Genomic DNA, 18,152 nt, shown 5'->3' with positions numbered 1-18,152 from the left:
GAACACCGACCATGCACCCGGCAACGGCGTACATCCGCGAGCACGCGGACGCGCTGCGCGCCGAGGCCGAACCCGGCGACGAACTCGGACGGATCACCGACCGCACCGCGGAGATCCTTCGGAAGTCGGGCGGGATCCGCCTCCTCCAGGCCAAGGACCTGGGCGGCTTCGAGGCCCACCCGAACGACTTCCTCGACTGGGTCCTCGCCGTCGGCGAGCAGCACCCGTCGGCCGGCTGGATCGCCGGCGTCGTCGGCATCCATCCGTGGGAGATCTCGATCGCGGCACCGCAACTCCAGAAGGAGGTCTACGGGCAGGACCCGGACGTCTGGGTCGCCTCGCCGTACGCCCCCTTCGGACGGGCGGTGCCGGTGGAGGGCGGCTACCGGTTCAGCGGGAGCTGGCCCTTCAGCACCGGCACCGACCACTGCGAGTGGGTCATCCTCGGCGGCATGCTCGCCGACGAGTCCGGCAGGCCGACGACACCGCCGACGATGCGCCACTTCATCCTGCCGCGGTCGGACTACGAGATCGTCCCCGACTCGTGGAACGTCATGGGCCTGTCCGGCACCGGCTCCAAGGACGTCCGGATGACCGACGCGTTCGTCCCCGACTACCGCGTCCTCGACGGCGTCGAGGTCCGGGACAACACGTACAGCAACCGGTGGCGGCCGGGCGCGCCGCTGTACGCCATGCGATTCGGGGTCATGTTCCCCTTCGCGATCAGCGCGGGCACCTTCGGAATCGCCCGCGGGGCCGTCGCAGTCGCCGAGAAGCACATCGAGGGCCGGGTCTCCTCCCAGGGCAGCGTCTCGAAGATGGACCCCTTCGTCCTCGACGCGCTCGCGAAGGCGCACGCCGACGTCGAGGCCGGGATCGCGCACGTCCGCGCGATCATCGCCGGGTTCTACGACACAGTCGGCTCCGGCGGCGACATCACGGTCAAGGACCGGCTCCGCTTCCGACGCGACCAGGTCCGGGCGACCGACCGCGCGATCAGCTCGGTCAACGAGCTCTACCGGCTCATGGGTTCCTCATCGATCCAGAAGGCGTCGTCACTCGAACGCTACTGGCGGGACCTCCAGGTCGCGGCGACGCACGTGTGCAACAGCCGCGAACCCTGCTATCTCGCCTGGGGCCTGGACCACTTCGGCGGCGAGATCCCGCCCACTGCGCAGTACTGATCCGCCAGAGGCGAAGCCGACCCGGCTCCCCTGTGCGGCCTGCATCGCCCGATCCAGGGATGCGCTGACGCTCTCTGGTCCGAGTAACCGTCACCACACCAGCTATCAGGAGTCTTTTAGCAATGGCGCTGACGTACGACGACACCAGCCGGTCCGTGAAGACCGAGGACTGGAACATTCATTACAACGAGGCGGGCTCTCAGGACGCCCCCGCCGTCGTCCTCCTCCACGGCTCCGGACCGGGCGCGACGGGCTGGAGCAACTTCAAGACGAATCTCGAACCGCTGTCCGCACACTTCCGCGTGATCGCGCCCGACATGCCCGGCTGGGGCGAGTCCGACCCGGTGACCAAGGAGGAGCGCGACCACGCGAAGGCCGCCGTCCAGCTCCTCGACGCGCTCGGGATCGAGAAGGCCGCGTTCGTCGGCAACTCCATGGGCGGCATCACGACCCTCCGCCTCGCGACCGAGTATCCCGAGCGGGTCAGCCACGTCATCACGATGGGGCCCGGCTCCGGCCCCCAGCCCAAGCTCCTCACGCCGGGCGGTGGGCTGTCCGAGGGCATGAAGGTCCTCGTCGCCGCCTACCGCGACCCGTCCGCGGAGTCGATGAAGCGACTGACAGAGGTCATGACCTTCGACAACGCGCGCTTCGCGACCGACGAGCTCGCGGCCGAGCGCGCCGCGGGCGCCGCCAAGCACCCCGAGCACCTCTCGAACTACCTCGACGGCTTCGCCCGCGGCGGCGCGATCGCCCAGTGGTTCTCCCTCGACGCCCTGGACTCGATGGACATCCCCACCCTGCTCATCCACGGCCGCGACGACCGGGTCGTCCACTTCGAGAACTCCCTGACCCTCCTGGCCCGGATCCGGAACTCGCGGCTGGTCCTGCTCAACCAGTGCGGCCACTGGGCGCAGGTCGAGCACGCCGACGAGTTCAACCGGCTCGTGACCGGGTTCGTCACCCACAACTGACAGTCCCGAAACCCCGCGCGACGGCGACCCGACGCGCGATGCAGGAAGGGCATACGCACATGAGCGATGTCAAGAACAAGGTCGAGGCCGCGATCCCGGTCCTCAAGGAGGAGTCCGTCGCGAGCGACGACCTCGGCAGGCTGACCGACAAGCTGGCCGCGACCCTCCGCGACACCGGCATCATCCGGATGTACCAGCCGGTCGAGTTCGGCGGTGAGGAGGCCCACCCGGTCGAGTTCATGGAGGCCGTGATAGCCGTCGCCGCGGCCTCGCCCTCCGCGGGCTGGGTCAGCGGGGTGGTGGGGGTCCACCCGTGGGAGATCGCGATGATGGACCACCGCCTCCAGGAGGAGATCTGGGGCGAGGACCCGGACACGTGGACCGCGTCGCCCTATGCGCCCTTCGGCCGGGCCAAGCCGGTCGACGGCGGCTTCCTCTTCTCCGGCCGCTGGCCCTACTCGACCGGTACCGACCACTCAGCGTGGGTCATCCTCGGCGGGATGGTCGTCGGCGAGGCCGGCAGCCCCGGTACGCCGCCGGACATCCGTCACTTCGTCATCCCGCGCAAGGACTACGCGATCCTCGAGGACACGTGGAACACCCTGGGTCTGAAGGGGACCGGCTCCAAGGACGTCGAGATACACGACGTCTTCGTCCCGGACTACCGCGTCGTCGAGGGGATGGCGATGCACGACGGGGCCTACGAGGACCGCCGGCCCGGCAAGACGCTCTACCGGCTGAAGTTCCCCGTCGTCTTCTCCGCCGCGATCAACAGCGCGACGATCGGCATCGCCCAGGGCGCGCTCGACGTCTACCGGGACTACATGGTCCAGCGTGTCTCCGCCGACGGCCGCGTGGCGAGCAAGGACCCGATCCAGCTGAACGCCTACGCCGAGGCCGCCGCCGACGTCGCCGCGTCCAGGGCCCACCTCCTGTGCGACATGCGTGAGCTGTTCGACTTCGTCGAGAAGGGCGGCGAGATGAGCTGGAGCCAGCGGCTCACCGCCCGCCGCAACGGGGTCCGCGCCGTCCGCCGCGCGACCGACGCCGTCGACCGCCTCTACAAGCTCTCCGGCGCCCAGGGCATCCACCTGCGCCTGCCGAACGAGCGGTACTGGCGCGACCTGCAGTCAGGCCTGAGCCACATCTGCAACCTCACCGAGGCCGTGAGCGTCGCCTGGGCCGCCGACGACCTCGGTGGGGAGCTGCCGCCGCCCCCGCCGTTCGCCTGACCCGGCCCACCACGAAACCGCCAGGAGACCAAGGATGATCACCTCTCTCGCCTACCTCGGCGTCGGCTCCCCGAACAAGGACGAGTGGCCCCGGATGGCCACCGGCATGTGGGGCGCCATGGTCGCCGACCCCGGCCCCGACGGGGCCGTCCGCATCAAGATCGACGACGCGCCCTGGCGCATCCAGATCCACCCGGCCGACCAGGACGAGACCCGCTACATCGGCTGGGGCGTCGACTGGGAGGAGGACCTCGACGCGGTCGACAAGGCCCTCGCCGACGTGGGCGTCACCGCTCGGCACGGCGACGCGGAGCTCGCCGCGGCCCGTGACGTCAACCGGATCCTCTTCTTCACCGACCCGTGGGGCTTCCGCCACGAGGTCACGTGGGGCCGCACGGCCCAGCGGTCGACGTTCCGCCCCGGCCGCGCGATCTCCGGGTTCGTGACCGGTCAGCAGGGCCTCGGACACGTCCTCCTGCTCATGCCGGACATCGAGGAGGGCCACCGCTTCTTCACCCGGCTAGGCTTCCGCCTTTCCGACAAGATCATCGTCCCCGGCCGGCTCAACGCCCGCTTCTACCACTGCAACGCACGTCACCACACCCTCGCGCTCGGGCAGTGCCCCCCGGGCGTCGCCGGCCTCAACCACCTCATGATCCAGGTCGGCTCGCTCGACGACGTCGGCACCGGCTACGAGATCGCCCAGGCGATGGGGATCCCGATCACGCTGACCCTCGGCCGGCACACGAACGACCAGCAGTTCAGCTTCTACCACTCGACGCCGAGCTCGTTCCACGTCGAGTACGGCTTCGGCGGCCTCGAGGTCGACGAGGAGACGTGGGTGCCGAAGGTCTACGACCGCACGGCGGTCTGGGGCCACGCGCAGCACCCGGACAGCCAGGGCCGCCCGCCGGGCATCATGCACCCGCTCGCCGAGCCACCCGCCCGGCCGGCCGGCGCGGAGGGCTGATCCAGACATGGCCAGCACCACTGCGCCCTTCCCGGATGCAGGCGCGCTGACCGGGGTCGGCCCCGCGCCGACCCCGGCAGCGCGGCGCGCCCGGCTCCGGTCCCTCCTCACCGGCCCCGCGGCCGGTCCGCTCGTGCTGCCCGGGGTCACCGACGCGCTCGGGGCCCGGCTCGTCGAGTCGGCCGGCTTCGAGGCCGCGTACGCCACGGGTGCCGGCCTCGCGAACGCCCAGTTCGGCGTGCCGGACATCGGCCTCATCTCCCTCGGTGAGGTCGTCGCCCACACCGACCGGATCGCGTCCGCCACGGCGCTGCCGGTCGTCGTCGACGGCGACACCGGCTTCGGCGGGCCGGTCACGGCGATGCGCGCGGTGCGGATGCTCGAACGGGCCGGCGCGGCCGCGATCCAGCTCGAGGACCAGGAGATGCCCAAGCGGTGCGGGCACTTCGACAGCCACGCCCTCATCCCCGCCGAGCACATGACGGCCAAGCTCGTCGCCGTCCGGCAGGCGCTCGAGGACCCGGCGACCGTCATCGTCGCGCGGACCGACGCGCGCAGCGTCTGCGGCATCGACGAGGCGATCCGGCGCGCGTCCCGCTACGCCGACGCCGGGGCCGACGTCCTCTTCGTCGAGGCGCCGCGGACCGTCGAGGAGCTCGAGCGGGTCGGTCGCGAACTCGCCGGCATCCCCCTCGTCGTGAACGTCGTCGAGGGCGGCAAGACGCCCCAGCTCACCCTCGACGAGTACGCCGGCCTCGGCTTCCGCGTCGTCCTCTACGCGAACTTCCTCATGCGCGCGGTCATCCGCGCCGGCACCGACGCGCTCGCCCACCTCCGCGAGACCGGGGAGACGGCGACGTACGCCGACCGCATCGCGACCTGGCAGGAACGCCAGGACCTGTTCCACCTCCCGGAGTTCAGCGCCGCCGAGGCCCACTTCGACGCGGTCGGGGTCCGGCCGTGAGCCCCGAACCCGGTCTCCCGCCCGAGGGCCTGCCGGTCGAAACAGAGCTGCCCGACCGGGTCGGTGTCCTCGTCCTCGGCGGAGGCCTCGCGGGTGCGGCCGCCCTTCTCGCGGCCGCACAGGCGGGGGCGTACGCCGTCCTCCTGGAGAAGGCGGACACCCTCGGCGGGTCGACCGTGCGGTCGGCCGGGCTCTCGGCGTTCGCGGGGACCGACGAGCAGGCCGAGCAGGGCATCACCGACTCGGTCGACCTCCTCCGTGAGGACATCCTCACGACGGGCGGCCGCGTCAACGACCCCGCTCTCGTCGACCTCTACTGTGATCACCAACTCGACACCTACCGCTGGCTCAAGGGGCTCGGCGTCCGCTACGGCCACATCCACGCGGCCTCCGGGCAGAGCGTGCCGAGGTCGCACCCGAGCGACACGACCGCGATGCTCCGGGCGCTGTTCATGGCCGCCGGCCGACTCGGTGCGCGCCTCGTGACCGGCGCCGGCGCGCGACGGCTCCGCCAGGAGGACGGCCGGGTCGTCGGCGTCGAGGTCGAACGCGGCGGCGAGCGCCACGAGGTCCGGGCCGACGCCATCATCCTCGCGACCGGCGGCTTCTCCCGCGACCGGGACATGCTGACCCTCTTCGCGCCGCTCATGAAGGAGGCGCTCCTCGCCGGAGGCGGCGAGAACCACGGCGACGGCCTGCTCATGGCCTGGCAGCTCGGCGCGGGCATGCGTGACCTGCCCTACGTCAAGGGGACGTACGGGATCTACCACGAGCCGCACCCGGGCGAGGACGGCACGGGGATCCTCGCCGTCTACAAGGGTGCGATCGCCGTCAACCGCGCCGGGCACCGCTTCGTCGACGAGTCGCTCCCCTACAAGGCGCTCGGCGACGCGAGCCTCGCCCAGCCGACGGCCCGGACCTGGCAGGTATTCGACGCGACGACGATGGCCGAGACGAACGACGAGGTCCCGATCTACAACTTCGGCGACCGACTGCGGGCCGGGATGCTCGAGACGGCCGGCACGGTCGAGGAACTGGCCGCCAAGCTCGGGACCGAGCCCGGCGTCCTCGAGGCAACTGTCGCGGAGTACAACGACCGAATCGTGTCCGGCGAGCCGGACCCGTTCGGCCGGGTCCACCTCGTCGGCGGTGTCGGTGAGCGCCGCCCGATCAAGACCCCGCCCTTCTACGCCCAGCTGTCGGGGACGGTCGTCCTCGCGACGTACTGCGGCGTCACGGTCGACCCGACGATGCGGGTCCTCGACGTCTTCGGCGAGCCGATCCCTCGCCTCTACGCCGCCGGCGAGCTCGTCGGCGGCTTCCACGGGGCCGGATACATGACCGGCACCTCGATCGGAAAGTCCGCGATCTTCGGCCGGGTCGCGGGCACGTCTGCAGCGGCCGAGGAGAGCGAGCTGGAGTGGTGAGCACCCTGTTCGACCTGACGGGCAAGGTCGCGCTCGTCATCGGGGCCGCGGCCGGGGGACTCGGTGCTGCGGCCGCCCGTGGGCTCTTCGACCACGGGGCGACCGTCGCCCTCGCCGACCTCCAGGCGCAGCAGGACGGACTCGCCGGGACCGCCCGGGCCTGCGGCGGCGCCTCGTGTCACGCCGTCGACGTCACCTCCGAGGCGTCCGTCCACGCGCTCGCGGACGCCGTCGCCGCCGCGCACGGCCGGATCGACGTCGTCGTCAACGCCGCCGGCGTCATGCTCCGCAAGGAGGTCGAGCAGACCACCCTGGAGGAGTTCGAGCACGTGGTCCGGGTCAACCTGACCGGCACCTGGCTCGTCGGCCGCGAGTTCGGCCTCCGGCTCGCGGCGGCCGGCAGCGGCCGGATCGTCAACCTCACGACCGTCTACGCCGAGCGCGTCGGCCCCGTCCCCGAGAGCGCCTACTACGCGAGCAAGGCCGGCGTCGTCAACGTGACCCGCTCCCTCGCCGCCGAGCTCGGACACTCCGGCGTCACCGTCAACGCCCTCGCCCCGGCCGTCTTCTACCCGACCGCGATGACCGCGCCGCTGGCGCAGACCCCGGACCGGCTCACGTGGTTCGAGCAGCGGACCATGCTCGGCCGGCTCGGCGATCCCGCCACCGACCTCGCCGGGCCGGTCGTCTTCCTCGCCTCCGACGCCTCGGCCTACGTGACCGGCCAGGTGCTCTACGCCGACGGCGGCTGGTCCGCATGGTGACCGCCGCTCCCCCAGCCACCGACCGTCCATCCGCACCCGACCCGAGGATCGCCCGATGACCCGTACCGCACTGCTCCTGCTCGACTACCAGGTCGCCCTCGCCGAGGAGGGGGACCTGTGCCTCGCTCCCCCGCTCGCCGCAGCCGTCCGCGAGCGCGGCGTCCTCAAGACGGCGCGCCGGGTCCTCGACGCCGCCCGGTCCGCGCAGGTTCCCGTCTTCCACGTCCGGCTCGCCTTCGACCCGACGTACGGCCTGCGCACGAACCGCCTCGCACGCTTCGACGGCTACCGGGCGAACCGCACGATGCTCGCCGACTCGCCGGAAGCGCGGATCGTCGGCGAACTCGCGCCGGCCGACGGTGAGCCGGTCGTCGACAAGGGCTGCGTCAACCCGTTCATCGGGACGCCACTGCGCGACGTGCTCGCGGCCGAGGGCGTCGGGCACGTCGTCCTCGGCGGGATCGCCACGCATCTCGTGGTCGAGTCCGCCGCCCGGCACGCCTCCGACTGCGGCCTGCAGGTCACGGTCGTCGAGGACATGTGCGCGGCCCCGGCGTCCGCCCTGCACGAGCACGCCGTCACCGCGACCCTCCCCCTGTTCGGCACGGTCTCCCCGGCCGACGACGTCATCAGGAGCTGGGCATGAGCATGATGGAGCAGACGTACGACGTCGTCGTCGCCGGGAGCGGCATCGCCGGCCTCAGCGCCGCGATCAGCGCCCGGGAGTCCGGGGCGCGCGTCGCGCTCCTCGACCGCGCGACCGAGAAGGAAAGCGGCGGCAACACCCGCTACACCGAGGCGTATCTGCGGATGAAGTCGCTTGACGAGGTCTCCGACGGCCTCGCCGAGGCGATCGTCGACGACTTCATGGGCCACCCGGACCCGGGCATCACCGCCGACTCGGGTCTGGACTGGGAGCGCCGCAACCCGCTCCTGCGTGCCCACCCCGTCGTCGACCTCGACTACGTCGCCGCGTTCGCCGACAACGCGGGACCGACGCTGCGCTGGCTCGAGGGCCACGGCATCTCCTTCGCCGAGCTGCCGACGCTCTTCCTCACCGTCTCGACGACCCGCCTCGCGCCGGTCGGCGGCGGGCTCGCGCTCGTCGAGACCCTCGGCCGCAAGGCCGTCGAGCTCGGCGTCGACCGGTTCTACGAGACGACGGCCCGCGATCTCGTCGTCGCCGACTCCGGCGAGGTGACCGGCCTCGTCGCGACCGACGCCACCGGTGCCAGGGGCGTCTTTTCCGGCCGGGTCGTCCTCGCCTGCGGCGGCTACGAGGGCAACGCCGAGATGATGGCCCGCTACCACGGTGACAAGGGCATGACCTGCCGGCCCGTCGCCCGCGGCGGCAACTACAACAAGGGCGAGGGCATCGAGATGGCGATCGCCGCCGGCGCCGCGACCGCCGGCAACTTCAGCCTCTTCCACGCCGAGCCGGTCGACCCGCGCTCCGGCGACCCGGAGGCGGCGATCATGGCCTTCACCTACGGCGTGCTCGTCAACGTCGAGGGACGTCGGTTCGTCGACGAGGCCCGAGGCCCGGTCGACGCGTGGTACGAGCGGACGACCCGTGACATCCAGGCCCAGCCGAGGGGCATGGCGTGGATGATCCTCGACGCCGCCGGCCAGGCGATCCCGAACCTCAAGACCGCGATCCGCACCGAGGAGAAACCGGTCCGGGGCGACTCGATCGCGGCACTCGCGCAGGCGATCGACGTCGACCCGGGCGTCCTCGCCGAGACGATCGAGGCGTACAACGCGGCCTGTCCCGACGGCGGGTGGGACCCGACCCGGCCCGACGGACTCGCGACGACCGGTGTCACGCCGCCGAAGTCGAACTGGGCCCAGCCCATCTCTCAGGGACCCTTCGTCGCCTACCCCGTCATGGCCGCGAACGTCTTCACCTTCGGCGGGCTCAAGGTCGACGCGTCCTCGCGCGTCGTGAACAAGGGCGGCCGGATCATCCCGGGCCTCTACGCCGCCGGCGAGATGACGGGCCTGTACTACTCGAACTACACCGGCTCGACCTCGGTCCTGCGCGGTGCGACGTTCGGGAAGATCGCGGGCGCGCACGCCGCCACGAGGGCGGTCTGACATGCGGATCTGGCACCAGTCCTTCACGGTTCTCGACGACGTCCCGCACTACCGGGACGCCCTGACGCGGCATCTCGGGGCGGTCGCCGCGCCGGGGACGGAGGTCGTCCTCCACGGGATGGCGCCCGGGACCTACCCGAGCGACTACCCGGGGACGCACATCCGGTACGCCTACCTGTCCGGGCTGCACAAGGAGCAGTTCGTCCACGCGGCCCTCCGCGCCCAGGACGAGGGCTACGACGCGTTCCTCATCGCGACGATCCCGGACACGGCGTACGAGGAGTGCCGCAGCCTCGTCGACATCCCCGTCGTGACGCTCGGGCAGACCTCGGTCCTCCTCGCCGCGACCCTCGGCGGCACGGTCGGGATCGTCAACTTCATCGGCGCCCTCGAGCCGCAGCTGCGCCGGAACATGCGGGTCTACGGCCTGGACCGGATCGTCGGGTCGATCCGCCAGGTCGCCGCGGAGTTCACCGACGTCATGGGTGCGTACGCGTCCCCGGACGGTCTGCTCGCGGCGTTCACCGAGGCGGCCCGCGAGGCGATCGCGGCCGGCGCGACCGTCATCGTCCCCGGGGAGGGGCCGCTCAACGTCTTCCTCGCCGACCACGGTGTGAGCCGTGTCGGCGACGTGCCCGTCCTCGACTCCCTCGGGACCTGCCTCCAGGTAGCGGAGATGCGGGCGCGGCAGTACCGCGGCGCCGGGCTCGTCGCCTCCCGCGTCGGCTTCCACCATGAGCAGCCGCCGCGCGAACTCGTCGACCGGGCGCGGGACTTCTACGGGACGGGCCGCGTCCTGACCGGCGGGCGGTGACCGTGGCCGAGGACTTCGAGGTCGATGTCGTCGTCGCCGGGGCGGGGGCCTGCGGCCTGCTCGCCGGGCTCCGCGCGTCGGAGAACCCCGACCTGGTCGTCGCCGTCCTCGAGAAGAGCACGCGCGAGGGCTGCAACGCGCAGGTGTCGAGCGGCAGCCTCGCCGCCGGGGGGACCCGCTTCCAGGCCGCCGCGGGGATCGAGGACTCACCCGCCCGGCACGCCGCGGACATCCTCGCCGAGAACGGCGACGAGCGGCACCGCCCTCTCGTCGAGGCTCTGACCGCGGTCGCACCCCACTACGTCCACTGGATCGCCGACGACCTCGGCTACCCGCTCGACGTCGGGGTCGACATGACCCGGCACGGGATCTCCGCGCCCCGCCTCCACGCCGATCCGCTGCGCCGAGGTGGCGGCCCGCTCGTCAGCCACCTCCGCAGGATCCTCGCCGAACGCCCGAACGTCGCCCTCCTCGACGAGGCACCGGTGACCGGGCTGCGGGTCGAGGGCTCGGGACCGGATGCCCGGGTCATCGGGGTGACGGCCCGCCAGAGCGGGGCCGACGTGACCGTCTCCGCGGGGACGACGGTCCTCGCGACGGACGGCTTCGCCGGCAACCGGGCGCTCATGCGCGAGTTCTGCGCCGAGCTCGGCGACCCGTTCCACGGAGGCGTGAGCACCGCGACCGGGGACGCCATCGCGTGGCTGCGTGGCCTCGGCGGCGAGTTCCGCAACATGGGCGCCTGCCTGCGCCATGGCCAGGTCACGATCCACGGCACCCGGGTCAACCCGAACCTGCCCTGGCTCGGCGCCGTCCTCGTGAACACCCGCGGCGAACGGTTCGTCGACGAGCAGGCGTACGGCTACTCGGGGCTCGCACCACACGTCGCCGCCCAGCCGAACGAGCGCGCCCTCATGGTCTGGGATGCCGAGGCCGACCTCGTCGCCTCGCACTCGGAGATGATGCGCAACTCGGCGAGGGCCGGGGCCCTCGGCAGTGCTCCGGACCTCGCGACCCTGGCCGAGGACGTACGCATGGACCCGCTCCTCCTCGGTCGCGCCCTCGAGCCGATCCCCGGCCGTCGTCGCCTCGTCGCTCCGTTCCACTACGCCTGGCTGACGCACGGCGTCCTCACGACCCAGGGCGGGGCCGCGATCGACACGCACGGCCGGGTGCTCCGGAAGGACGGCTCGACCATCGCCGGCCTCCGCGCGGGCGGCGGGACGGCCGTCGGACTCGCGGGCCCGGACTCCTCCGGCTACAGCTCGGGCAACGGCCTGCTCGCCGCGATGGGCATGGGCTGGATCGTCGGCAACGACCTCGCCGCCGGCCTCACCTGAGACTCACATGAGGTAGTCGCCGGTCGTCGCCTGCCATGCGGCGTACTGGCTGCCCGCCCGCGTCCCGAGGCTGCGCGAGATCCTGGCCGCGGCCTCCTTGAGGGACGCGACCCACCGGCGCACCTGGTGCGCGTCGGCCCCTCGGGGCAGCTGGCCGAGCCGGAGGCACAGCGCGACCGAGCCGTCCGGGCCGAGGACGGGTCCGACGATCGTGCCGAGGTCGTAGGTCTCGCCGTCGACGATCTCGCACGTCTCGTAGAACGGGGAGGCGCCGGAGATCACAGCCCGGACGGCGCGCTCGCGGGCCGGCGTCAGCTCACCCGCGGCGTACTCCCGCATCGCCTCGGTGAGGTCGGCGTACTGCGGGCCGTCCTCGGGCTGGATCCGGGACATCGCGTAGCCGAGCTCGCGGACCGTCTTGAGGCGGCGGCGGTACTTCTCGACGACCTCGGGCTCCTGCGAGGACGCGCGCCGCAGCCACGCCTCGATCGTCGCCTCGGGCGCCCACGCGATGTACGCCTCGCCGAGCGGGGGCATGAGCGGCACCCGCTGCCCGAGCTGCTCCTGCGGCCGGGCGCAGCCGCCGAAGGCGCTCACCGCGGTCGTGAGCTCGTGGTCGTTGACCGCGACGAGGACGGCCGCCTCGCACCGGTGCTCGCGGGCGAGCCGCTCGACCGCCGTCCACCCGACGTCGGCGAGCCGGACCGCCTCGATGAGCTCGGCGTCGCCGCGCGCCGCGAGGCCGCGCGGCGAGAAGCCGCCGTAGCCGCCCTGGAAGAAGAGCAGCGGCGTCGCGGGCCGGGTCACCGCCATGTCCTGGACGCGGCACAGGACGATGAGGTGGTCACCGGCGGGGACGACCCGGTCGAGGGTGCAGTGGATGTGCGCGACGGCACCGTCGAGGGCGGGCGCACCGTACGCCGACGGGGACCACGCGACGTCGTCGAACTTCCCCGGCCGCGGCACGGCCATCGTCCGGCACAGCTCGAGCTGGTCGTGCGCGAGGACGTTGACGCAGAAGGTCCCCGAGTCGCGCATGAGGGCGAAGGTCCCCGACGTCGTCCTCGGCATGAACGAGACGAGCGGCGGATCGAGCGAAACCGACGTGAAGGTGCCGACGACCATGCCGACCGGCTCCCCCGACTCGGTCGTCCCGGTCACCACGGCCACGCCGGTGGGATAGTGGCCCATGACCTCCCGGTAGTGCGCGGGGTCGACGGTTCCCGGCTCGCCCGCCTGCTGGGAATCGGTCACGGCGTCACCTCACTGGTCCACGATTCTGTAGTGATCACTACAGCGAAAGGTAGAGTCTCCGACGCTGTAGCGCAAGGTTCCGCGTGCACAACAACGAGAAATGGCCGATGTCCAGATTGGCGGGAGAGCAGGTCCTTCCGGAGTTACTGTTACAGTGAAAGAAGCCCGGATGCTCCCGACCCGGGCCCGGCAGCAGGGGGAGAGCAGAGCAGTGCCACGCAAGACCGACCGCCGTCACCGCCAGGGTGACGAGTCCCGGCGCGCGATCCTCGAGGCGACGCTCGAGATCGCGGCGCGCAACGGCTACGACGGGACGACGGTCGCCGCCGTGACCGAGGCGACGGGGCTGCCCGCGAGCTCGATCTACTGGCACTTCGGGAGCAAGGACGACCTGCTCGCCGCGACCCTCGACTTCTCCTACCGGGAGTGGCGGGCGCTCGCCCCGACCTGGGCCGGCCCCATCGAGACCGGCTCGGTCGCCGAGGAGGTCGAGACGCGGTTCCAGCGGGCCGCCGTCTCGCTCACGACCTCGCCGGAGTTCTGGTCCCTCGGGCTCCTGCTCACGCTCCAGCAGCGGGTCAAGGAGCCGGCCGCGCGCCGCCTCTACGCCGAGGTCCGGCAGGACACCGAGACCGCGATCACGGACTGGTGGGTCCAGCTCCTCCGGCCCGAGGCGGTGGCGGAGGACCCGCGGCTGCCGCACCGCCTCGCCCGGTTCCACATGATGCTCATGGACGGTCTCTTCATGCATGTCCGCTCGACCTCCGGCCGCGACGTCAAGCGCGTCGTCAACCTCGCCGCCCTGGGCCTCGCCGAGCACCTCGTCCGGACAGGAGCAGCGGCATGAAGGCGCGGCAGTCCGCGGCCGACCTCGAGGCGGTGTCCGAGGACGAGGCCCCGACCGCCCGGTCGGCCGACCGCATCCTCAAGGCGGCCGCCGAGCTGGCGAAGACCCACGGGGTGGCCGGCGCGACGATCGCGGCCGTGTGCCGCCGCTCGGGCCTGCCGGTCAGCTCGGTCTACTGGCACTTCGAGGACAAGGACGGACTCTTCGCCGAGGTGATCCGGCACAGCTTCGCCGAGTGGCTCGTGACGGTGCCCCGGTGGGAGGCCGAGGACGGGACGACTCTCGGGGAGGGCGTCCGCAATGTCGTGGGCGGATCGCACCGGACCCTCGGCATGGTCCCCGACTTCATGCGCGTCGGGATGCAGGTCCTCCTCGAGAAGGGCGACACGTACGCCAAGACCCGCCGCGCGTTCCTCGACTGCCGGCTCCAGGTCCGACGGATGATCTCTGCCTGGGTGCGCCGGGTCGAGCCGAGCGCATCGGCGGACCGGGCCGACGACGTCGCGACCCTCGTCGTCGCCTTCGCCGACGGCGCGGCCGTCGGCTCACAGGTCTACTCCGACTGGGACTCCGAGGAGTACGTCGACCTCATGTCCGGCGTACTCACCTGCCTTCCGCCGGAGGACGCGACCGCGGGCTGACCCGACGGGCGGCCGGTCCGCCTCCGGCAGCATCACCGTCCCCCTCTTGAGATTGCGGGTGCCGACACATCATCCGGCCTGGTCAAGCAGCATGTCGGTACTCATGAAGGGTTCCGCCGAGTCGGTCCCGTCGGGGGACTTCCATGTGTCTGATGTGCGCTGGCACGTTAATCGGTTCGGGTAGTGCGTGAAGGGGCGCGGCTTGCTTCAGCGTTCGGTGCGGCCGGTGCTCGTTGTAGAAGGTTTCGAACTCGCGGAGCGCGTACAGGAGGTGGCTCTGGTTCCAGATCAAGGTGCGGTCGAGGAGCTCGCGCCGGCAGGTCTGTATCCAGCGCTCCATGAGGGAGTTCATCCGGAGTATCCGGATGCCGGTGGTGACGACCTTCAGACCGGCATCGGCCGGCAGGGCGTCGAAGGCCGCGGTGAACTTCGAGTCCCGGTCCCGGATCAGGAACCTGGCCCTGCTGCCCGCGTCCTCCAGGTCCATGACGAGATCGCGGCCGAGCTGCACGATCCATTCCGCGGCCGGGTGTGCCGTTGCGCCCAGGATCCGGACGCGCCTCGTGGAGTGCTCGATGACGGCAAAGACGTGCATCCGCGCCCCGGTCAGCGTCCGGGTCTCGAAGAGATCGCAGGCGAGCCGCGCGTCGGCCTGGCCGTGCAGGAAGTCGGCCCAGGTGGTGCTCTGCCGCTTGGGCGCAGGCGGGATGCCGTGCTCGCGAAGGATCTCCCAGACCGTGGAGGCGGCGACCTCGATGCCCAGCGCCGCGAGCTCGCCTGGGGGCACCTCCCGGCCGAAGGCCGGGGGAGGATCCGGCGGTAGCCCCACGAGCTGTTCTCGTGGGCCAGACGCAGGACCAGGACGCGGATCGAGCGGACGGTGGGCGGGCACCCACGGCGCTTGGGCGCGCAGGTCGCGGCATGGCATCGCTTGAGCAGGTCACGGTGCCGGCGCAGGATCGTGTCCGGGCGGACCAGCAACGGGAGCCGCCGCAACCTCTCCCTCGGCAAATGATGGAGCAGACCGGCCAGCATCACGCGGTCGGCGTCGGTGAACGCGGGCTTGGCAACCTGGCGTTGCAGGACGAGCAGTTGGTGCCGCAGAGCGAGAATCTCCACGTCCTTCTCGCGGTCGCTCATCGGCAGGAGACGTAGCAGGGTGAAGATGTTGGTAGCGGCGAGGTAGGCCAGGCGCAGCAGCACGACCGGTCATGATGCCGTCCTCCCCCGCCCAGGCGAAGACAGCGGAGCGGCCGGCAGCCGCATCAGAGACGGCCGATCAAGACCGTGACCTGAGCGGATGATTTATCGGCACCCGCAATCCGTTCGGTTCCAGCTCGGCCAGTTTCTCGCGCCCGAAGTCCTGGACCGGATCGGTGCACCGGTATCGCGTCTGGTCGCCATGTCGCGGGGTGGTGCGCAGGATCGATTTTTCGATCAAGGCCCCGACCAGTTCGAGCACGGCGTCCGGTTCGATGTCGCCGCCGCACGCCACGGCTTCGGCCGCGTCGAGATCGAAGTCGGCGGGGAAGGTGGAGAGCCGGGCCCAGCACAGCTGCTCCGCTCGTGAGCACAGGTCGTAGCTCCACTCGATCGTCGCTCGCAGCGTCTGATGCCGTTTGTCGACGGCGCGCGACGACCTCAGGAGACGAAACTGGTTTTCCAGCCTGCCCGCGATCTGCTGAGGTGCGAGCAGGTGATTCCCGCCGGTGCCTCGATGTCCTCCGCAGCCCCGGCAGGGGCTCAGCCGAGTGTGAGGTAGGGGGAGTACAGGTCGATCCAGGCGGCGATGTTGAGGGCCGTTTCGAGGGCGCGCCGGGACGCCTGGCCGATGTGGGGGGCGTGGGATTCGGCGGCGCGGGTCAGCCGCTCGTGGCTGACCATGTCGAACACCCGGTGTGCAGGGTTGCCCAGGAGTTCCTTGACCTGGTTTTGCAGTGCCACGGCGTAGGCCGGGTCCTGGGTGGAGGGGTAGGGGCTCTTCACCCTGTCGTAGACGGATGGGGGCAGCAGGTCGGCGGTGGCTTCGCGCAGCAGGCTCTTCTCCCGGCCGTCGAAGGACTTCAGCCGCCAGGGGGTGTTGTACACGTACTCCACGAGCCGGTGGTCGCAGTACGGCACGCGGACCTCCAGTCCCACCGCCATGCTCATGCGGTCCTTGCGGTCCAGCAGGACGCGGACGAAGCGGGTGAGGTGGAGGTGGCTGATCTGTCGCATCCGGTACTCGAAGCCGCTTTCGCCGTCGAGCCGCTGGATGCCGGCCACCGCCTGGCGGTAGCTGTCCTGCACGTAGGAGGCGAGATCCAGGGTTTTGGTGAAGTCCTCGGTGAGGATGCTGTCCTCGTCGCCGAAGTGCTGCCGGAAGTGCACCAGCCAGGGGAAGGTGTCGGCCTCCCGCGCGGTGGGGTCGAAGAACTGCTGGTAGCCGCCGAACACTTCGTCGGCGGACTCTCCGGACAGGGCGACCGTGGAGTGGTGCCGGATGGCCTTGAACAGCAGGTAGAGGGAGGCGTCCATGTCGCCCATGGTGATGGGCAGGTCCCTGGCCCGGATGACGCGGGCCCGCACCTCGGGGTCGGCCAGCTGGTCGGAGTCCAGGACGATGTCCTGGTGTTCGGTTTTGGAGCTGCTTGCCACGTCGTGTACGTAGGGGGTGTCCGGGGTTGCGCGCAGGTCGTCGGGGACGAAGTTCTCGCTCTGCCCCACGAAGTCGACGGCGAAGCTGCGGACCTTCTCGCCCACCGCGGCGAGTTCACGGGCGGCCAGGGCGGTCATGGCGGAGGAGTCCAGGCCGCCCGAGAGCAGGGTGCAGCGCGGCACGTCGGCCACGAGCTGGCGGCGCACGATGTCTTCGAGCAGCTCCCGGACCCGGGCGATGGAGCCGTCGCGGTCATCCGGGTGCGGCCGTGTCTCCAACGACCAGTAGACGCGGGTCTGTGCCCCCTCCGGGCGCACGGTCACCACCGTCCCCGGCTCGACCTCACGCATCCCCTGCCAGATCGCGTGACCGGGTGACTTCACGAAGGCGAACGCCTCTCGCAGCCCGTCCAGGGTCACGGTGCGGGCGGCGAGCGGGTTGGCGAGGATTGCCTTGGGCTCCGAGCCGAACAGCACGCCATCGGCGGTGGGGTAGTAGTAGAAGGGCTTGATGCCCATCCGGTCGCGGATCATGACGAGCTTCTGCTCGCGCTGGTCCCAGATGGCGAAGGCGTACATGCCGTTGAGGCGCTCGGCAACGGCCTCCCCCCACTCCAGATAGCCGTGCAGCACCACCTCGGTGTCGGAGTCGGTGGTGAAGCGGTGCCCCCGTGAGATGAGCTCCTTGCGCAGCTCGGTGAAGTTGTAGGCCTCGCCGGAGTAGACCAGGGCCACTGCCTTCCCCGCCTCCTGGACACTCATCGGCTGCCGGCCGCCCGGCAAGTCGATGATGGCCAGCCTACGGTGGCCGAGCGCGGCGGGGCCCTGGACCCAGGTGCCGCGGTCGTCCGGGCCGCGGCAGGCCATTGTCTCGGTCATTGCGTCCACGGTGGCTTGCTCGGTGCGCAGGTCCCGCTGGTATGAGATCCATCCCGTGATACCGCACACGGTCGTCCTCCGTTCCGGTCGCTGATGTGCCACCGGCAGCAGCGCCGCCGATGGACGAC

General features: G+C 71.3%; 16 protein-coding genes and 1 pseudogene. 14 read left to right on the top strand and 3 right to left on the bottom strand.

From position 1 onward, the window contains the following. Positions 1-11 precede the first annotated feature (11 nt). From ACX25U_RS38620 to ACX25U_RS38570, 11 genes are all read left to right on the top strand, one after another. Complete coding sequence (locus ACX25U_RS38620; protein WP_454387027.1) at positions 12-1,184, top strand: hydroxylase; 1,173 nt, start codon at positions 12-14, stop codon at positions 1,182-1,184. A 122-nt stretch (positions 1,185-1,306) separates the two neighbouring features. Further along, a complete protein-coding gene (locus tag ACX25U_RS38615; protein WP_454387025.1) occupies positions 1,307-2,158 on the top strand; it encodes an alpha/beta fold hydrolase in 852 nt (283 codons plus the stop codon). A gap of 59 nt (positions 2,159-2,217) precedes the next feature. After that, positions 2,218-3,390 (top strand): hydroxylase, encoded by a 1,173-nt coding sequence (locus ACX25U_RS38610; RefSeq protein WP_454387023.1) that lies wholly within the window; start codon positions 2,218-2,220, stop codon positions 3,388-3,390. Between the two features lie 34 nt (positions 3,391-3,424). After that, positions 3,425-4,360: a VOC family protein gene (locus ACX25U_RS38605; protein ID WP_454387021.1), complete on the top strand. Its 936-nt coding sequence runs from the start codon at positions 3,425-3,427 to the stop codon at positions 4,358-4,360. 7 nt (positions 4,361-4,367) lie between these two features. Beyond that, complete coding sequence (locus tag ACX25U_RS38600) at positions 4,368-5,324, top strand: isocitrate lyase/PEP mutase family protein (RefSeq protein WP_454387019.1); 957 nt, start codon at positions 4,368-4,370, stop codon at positions 5,322-5,324. Beyond that, positions 5,321-6,751, top strand: a complete 1,431-nt coding sequence (locus ACX25U_RS38595) for an FAD-dependent oxidoreductase (protein ID WP_454387018.1) — start codon at positions 5,321-5,323, stop codon at positions 6,749-6,751. The genes ACX25U_RS38600 and ACX25U_RS38595 overlap by 4 nt, the downstream gene beginning before the upstream one ends. Next, complete coding sequence (locus ACX25U_RS38590) at positions 6,745-7,515, top strand: SDR family NAD(P)-dependent oxidoreductase (protein WP_454387016.1); 771 nt, start codon at positions 6,745-6,747, stop codon at positions 7,513-7,515. Before ACX25U_RS38595 ends, ACX25U_RS38590 begins: the two co-directional genes overlap by 7 nt. A 55-nt stretch (positions 7,516-7,570) precedes the next feature. After that, the gene (locus ACX25U_RS38585; RefSeq protein WP_454387014.1) at positions 7,571-8,161 is read left to right on the top strand and encodes a cysteine hydrolase family protein; all 591 of its coding nucleotides are present in this window, start codon (positions 7,571-7,573) and stop codon (positions 8,159-8,161) included. After that, on the top strand, positions 8,158-9,612 hold the full coding sequence (locus ACX25U_RS38580; protein ID WP_454387012.1) for an FAD-dependent oxidoreductase: 1,455 nt from the start codon (positions 8,158-8,160) through the stop codon (positions 9,610-9,612). Before ACX25U_RS38585 ends, ACX25U_RS38580 begins: the two co-directional genes overlap by 4 nt. Before the next feature lies 1 nt (position 9,613). Continuing rightward, entirely contained in the window at positions 9,614-10,426 is an 813-nt protein-coding gene (locus ACX25U_RS38575) for an aspartate/glutamate racemase family protein (protein ID WP_454387010.1), read from the top strand. Further along, a complete protein-coding gene (locus ACX25U_RS38570) occupies positions 10,423-11,766 on the top strand; it encodes an FAD-dependent oxidoreductase (protein ID WP_454387008.1) in 1,344 nt (447 codons plus the stop codon). The genes ACX25U_RS38575 and ACX25U_RS38570 overlap by 4 nt, the downstream gene beginning before the upstream one ends. Positions 11,767-11,769: 3 nt before the next feature. Here the strand turns inward: ACX25U_RS38570 and ACX25U_RS38565 are convergent, their stop codons facing one another. Further along, positions 11,770-13,020, bottom strand: a complete 1,251-nt coding sequence (locus ACX25U_RS38565; RefSeq protein ID WP_454387006.1) for a flavin reductase — start codon at positions 13,018-13,020, stop codon at positions 11,770-11,772. A 211-nt stretch (positions 13,021-13,231) separates the two neighbouring features. On the opposite strand from ACX25U_RS38565, the gene ACX25U_RS38560 reads away from it, so the two are divergent. Both ACX25U_RS38560 and ACX25U_RS38555 read left to right on the top strand, forming a co-directional pair. Beyond that, complete coding sequence (locus ACX25U_RS38560) at positions 13,232-13,867, top strand: TetR/AcrR family transcriptional regulator (protein WP_454387004.1); 636 nt, start codon at positions 13,232-13,234, stop codon at positions 13,865-13,867. Further along, positions 13,864-14,508 carry a TetR/AcrR family transcriptional regulator gene (locus tag ACX25U_RS38555; RefSeq protein WP_454387002.1) on the top strand — a complete coding sequence of 215 codons (645 nt, stop codon included), beginning with the start codon at positions 13,864-13,866 and terminating at the stop codon, positions 14,506-14,508. Before ACX25U_RS38560 ends, ACX25U_RS38555 begins: the two co-directional genes overlap by 4 nt. A gap of 82 nt (positions 14,509-14,590) precedes the next feature. On the opposite strand, the pseudogene ACX25U_RS38550 reads toward ACX25U_RS38555, so the two are convergent. Beyond that, a pseudogene (locus ACX25U_RS38550) lies at positions 14,591-15,711 on the bottom strand (integrase core domain-containing protein). A gap of 97 nt (positions 15,712-15,808) precedes the next feature. Between ACX25U_RS38550 and ACX25U_RS38545 the strand changes: the two are divergent. Next, entirely contained in the window at positions 15,809-16,078 is a 270-nt protein-coding gene (locus ACX25U_RS38545; RefSeq protein ID WP_454387000.1) for a hypothetical protein, read from the top strand. Positions 16,079-16,251: 173 nt separating this feature from the next. Here ACX25U_RS38545 and asnB read toward each other — a convergent pair whose 3' ends face one another. Beyond that, positions 16,252-18,093 (bottom strand): asparagine synthase (glutamine-hydrolyzing), encoded by a 1,842-nt coding sequence (asnB, locus tag ACX25U_RS38540; RefSeq protein WP_454386998.1) that lies wholly within the window; start codon positions 18,091-18,093, stop codon positions 16,252-16,254. Between the last annotated feature and the right edge of the window lie 59 nt (positions 18,094-18,152).

It is taken from the genome of Streptomyces sp. JNUCC 63, assembly GCF_054366325.1.
Note: the sequence above shows the minus strand (reverse complement) of the source record. Positions and strands in the feature narration are given on the sequence as shown.

What these genes read in the sequence shown, in the direction of transcription:
- ACX25U_RS38575 (WP_454387010.1), top strand. Translation starts at nt 9,614, where the DNA reads ATGCGGATCTGGCACCAGTCCTTCACGGTTCTCGACGACGTCCCGCAC.
- ACX25U_RS38615 (WP_454387025.1), top strand. Translation starts at nt 1,307, where the DNA reads ATGGCGCTGACGTACGACGACACCAGCCGGTCCGTGAAGACCGAGGAC.
- ACX25U_RS38605 (WP_454387021.1), top strand. Translation starts at nt 3,425, where the DNA reads ATGATCACCTCTCTCGCCTACCTCGGCGTCGGCTCCCCGAACAAGGAC.
- ACX25U_RS38620 (WP_454387027.1), top strand. Translation starts at nt 12, where the DNA reads ATGCACCCGGCAACGGCGTACATCCGCGAGCACGCGGACGCGCTGCGC.
- ACX25U_RS38600 (WP_454387019.1), top strand. Translation starts at nt 4,368, where the DNA reads ATGGCCAGCACCACTGCGCCCTTCCCGGATGCAGGCGCGCTGACCGGG.
- ACX25U_RS38580 (WP_454387012.1), top strand. Translation starts at nt 8,158, where the DNA reads ATGAGCATGATGGAGCAGACGTACGACGTCGTCGTCGCCGGGAGCGGC.
- ACX25U_RS38585 (WP_454387014.1), top strand. Translation starts at nt 7,571, where the DNA reads ATGACCCGTACCGCACTGCTCCTGCTCGACTACCAGGTCGCCCTCGCC.
- ACX25U_RS38545 (WP_454387000.1), top strand. Translation starts at nt 15,809, where the DNA reads ATGATTTATCGGCACCCGCAATCCGTTCGGTTCCAGCTCGGCCAGTTT.
- ACX25U_RS38610 (WP_454387023.1), top strand. Translation starts at nt 2,218, where the DNA reads ATGAGCGATGTCAAGAACAAGGTCGAGGCCGCGATCCCGGTCCTCAAG.
- ACX25U_RS38555 (WP_454387002.1), top strand. Translation starts at nt 13,864, where the DNA reads ATGAAGGCGCGGCAGTCCGCGGCCGACCTCGAGGCGGTGTCCGAGGAC.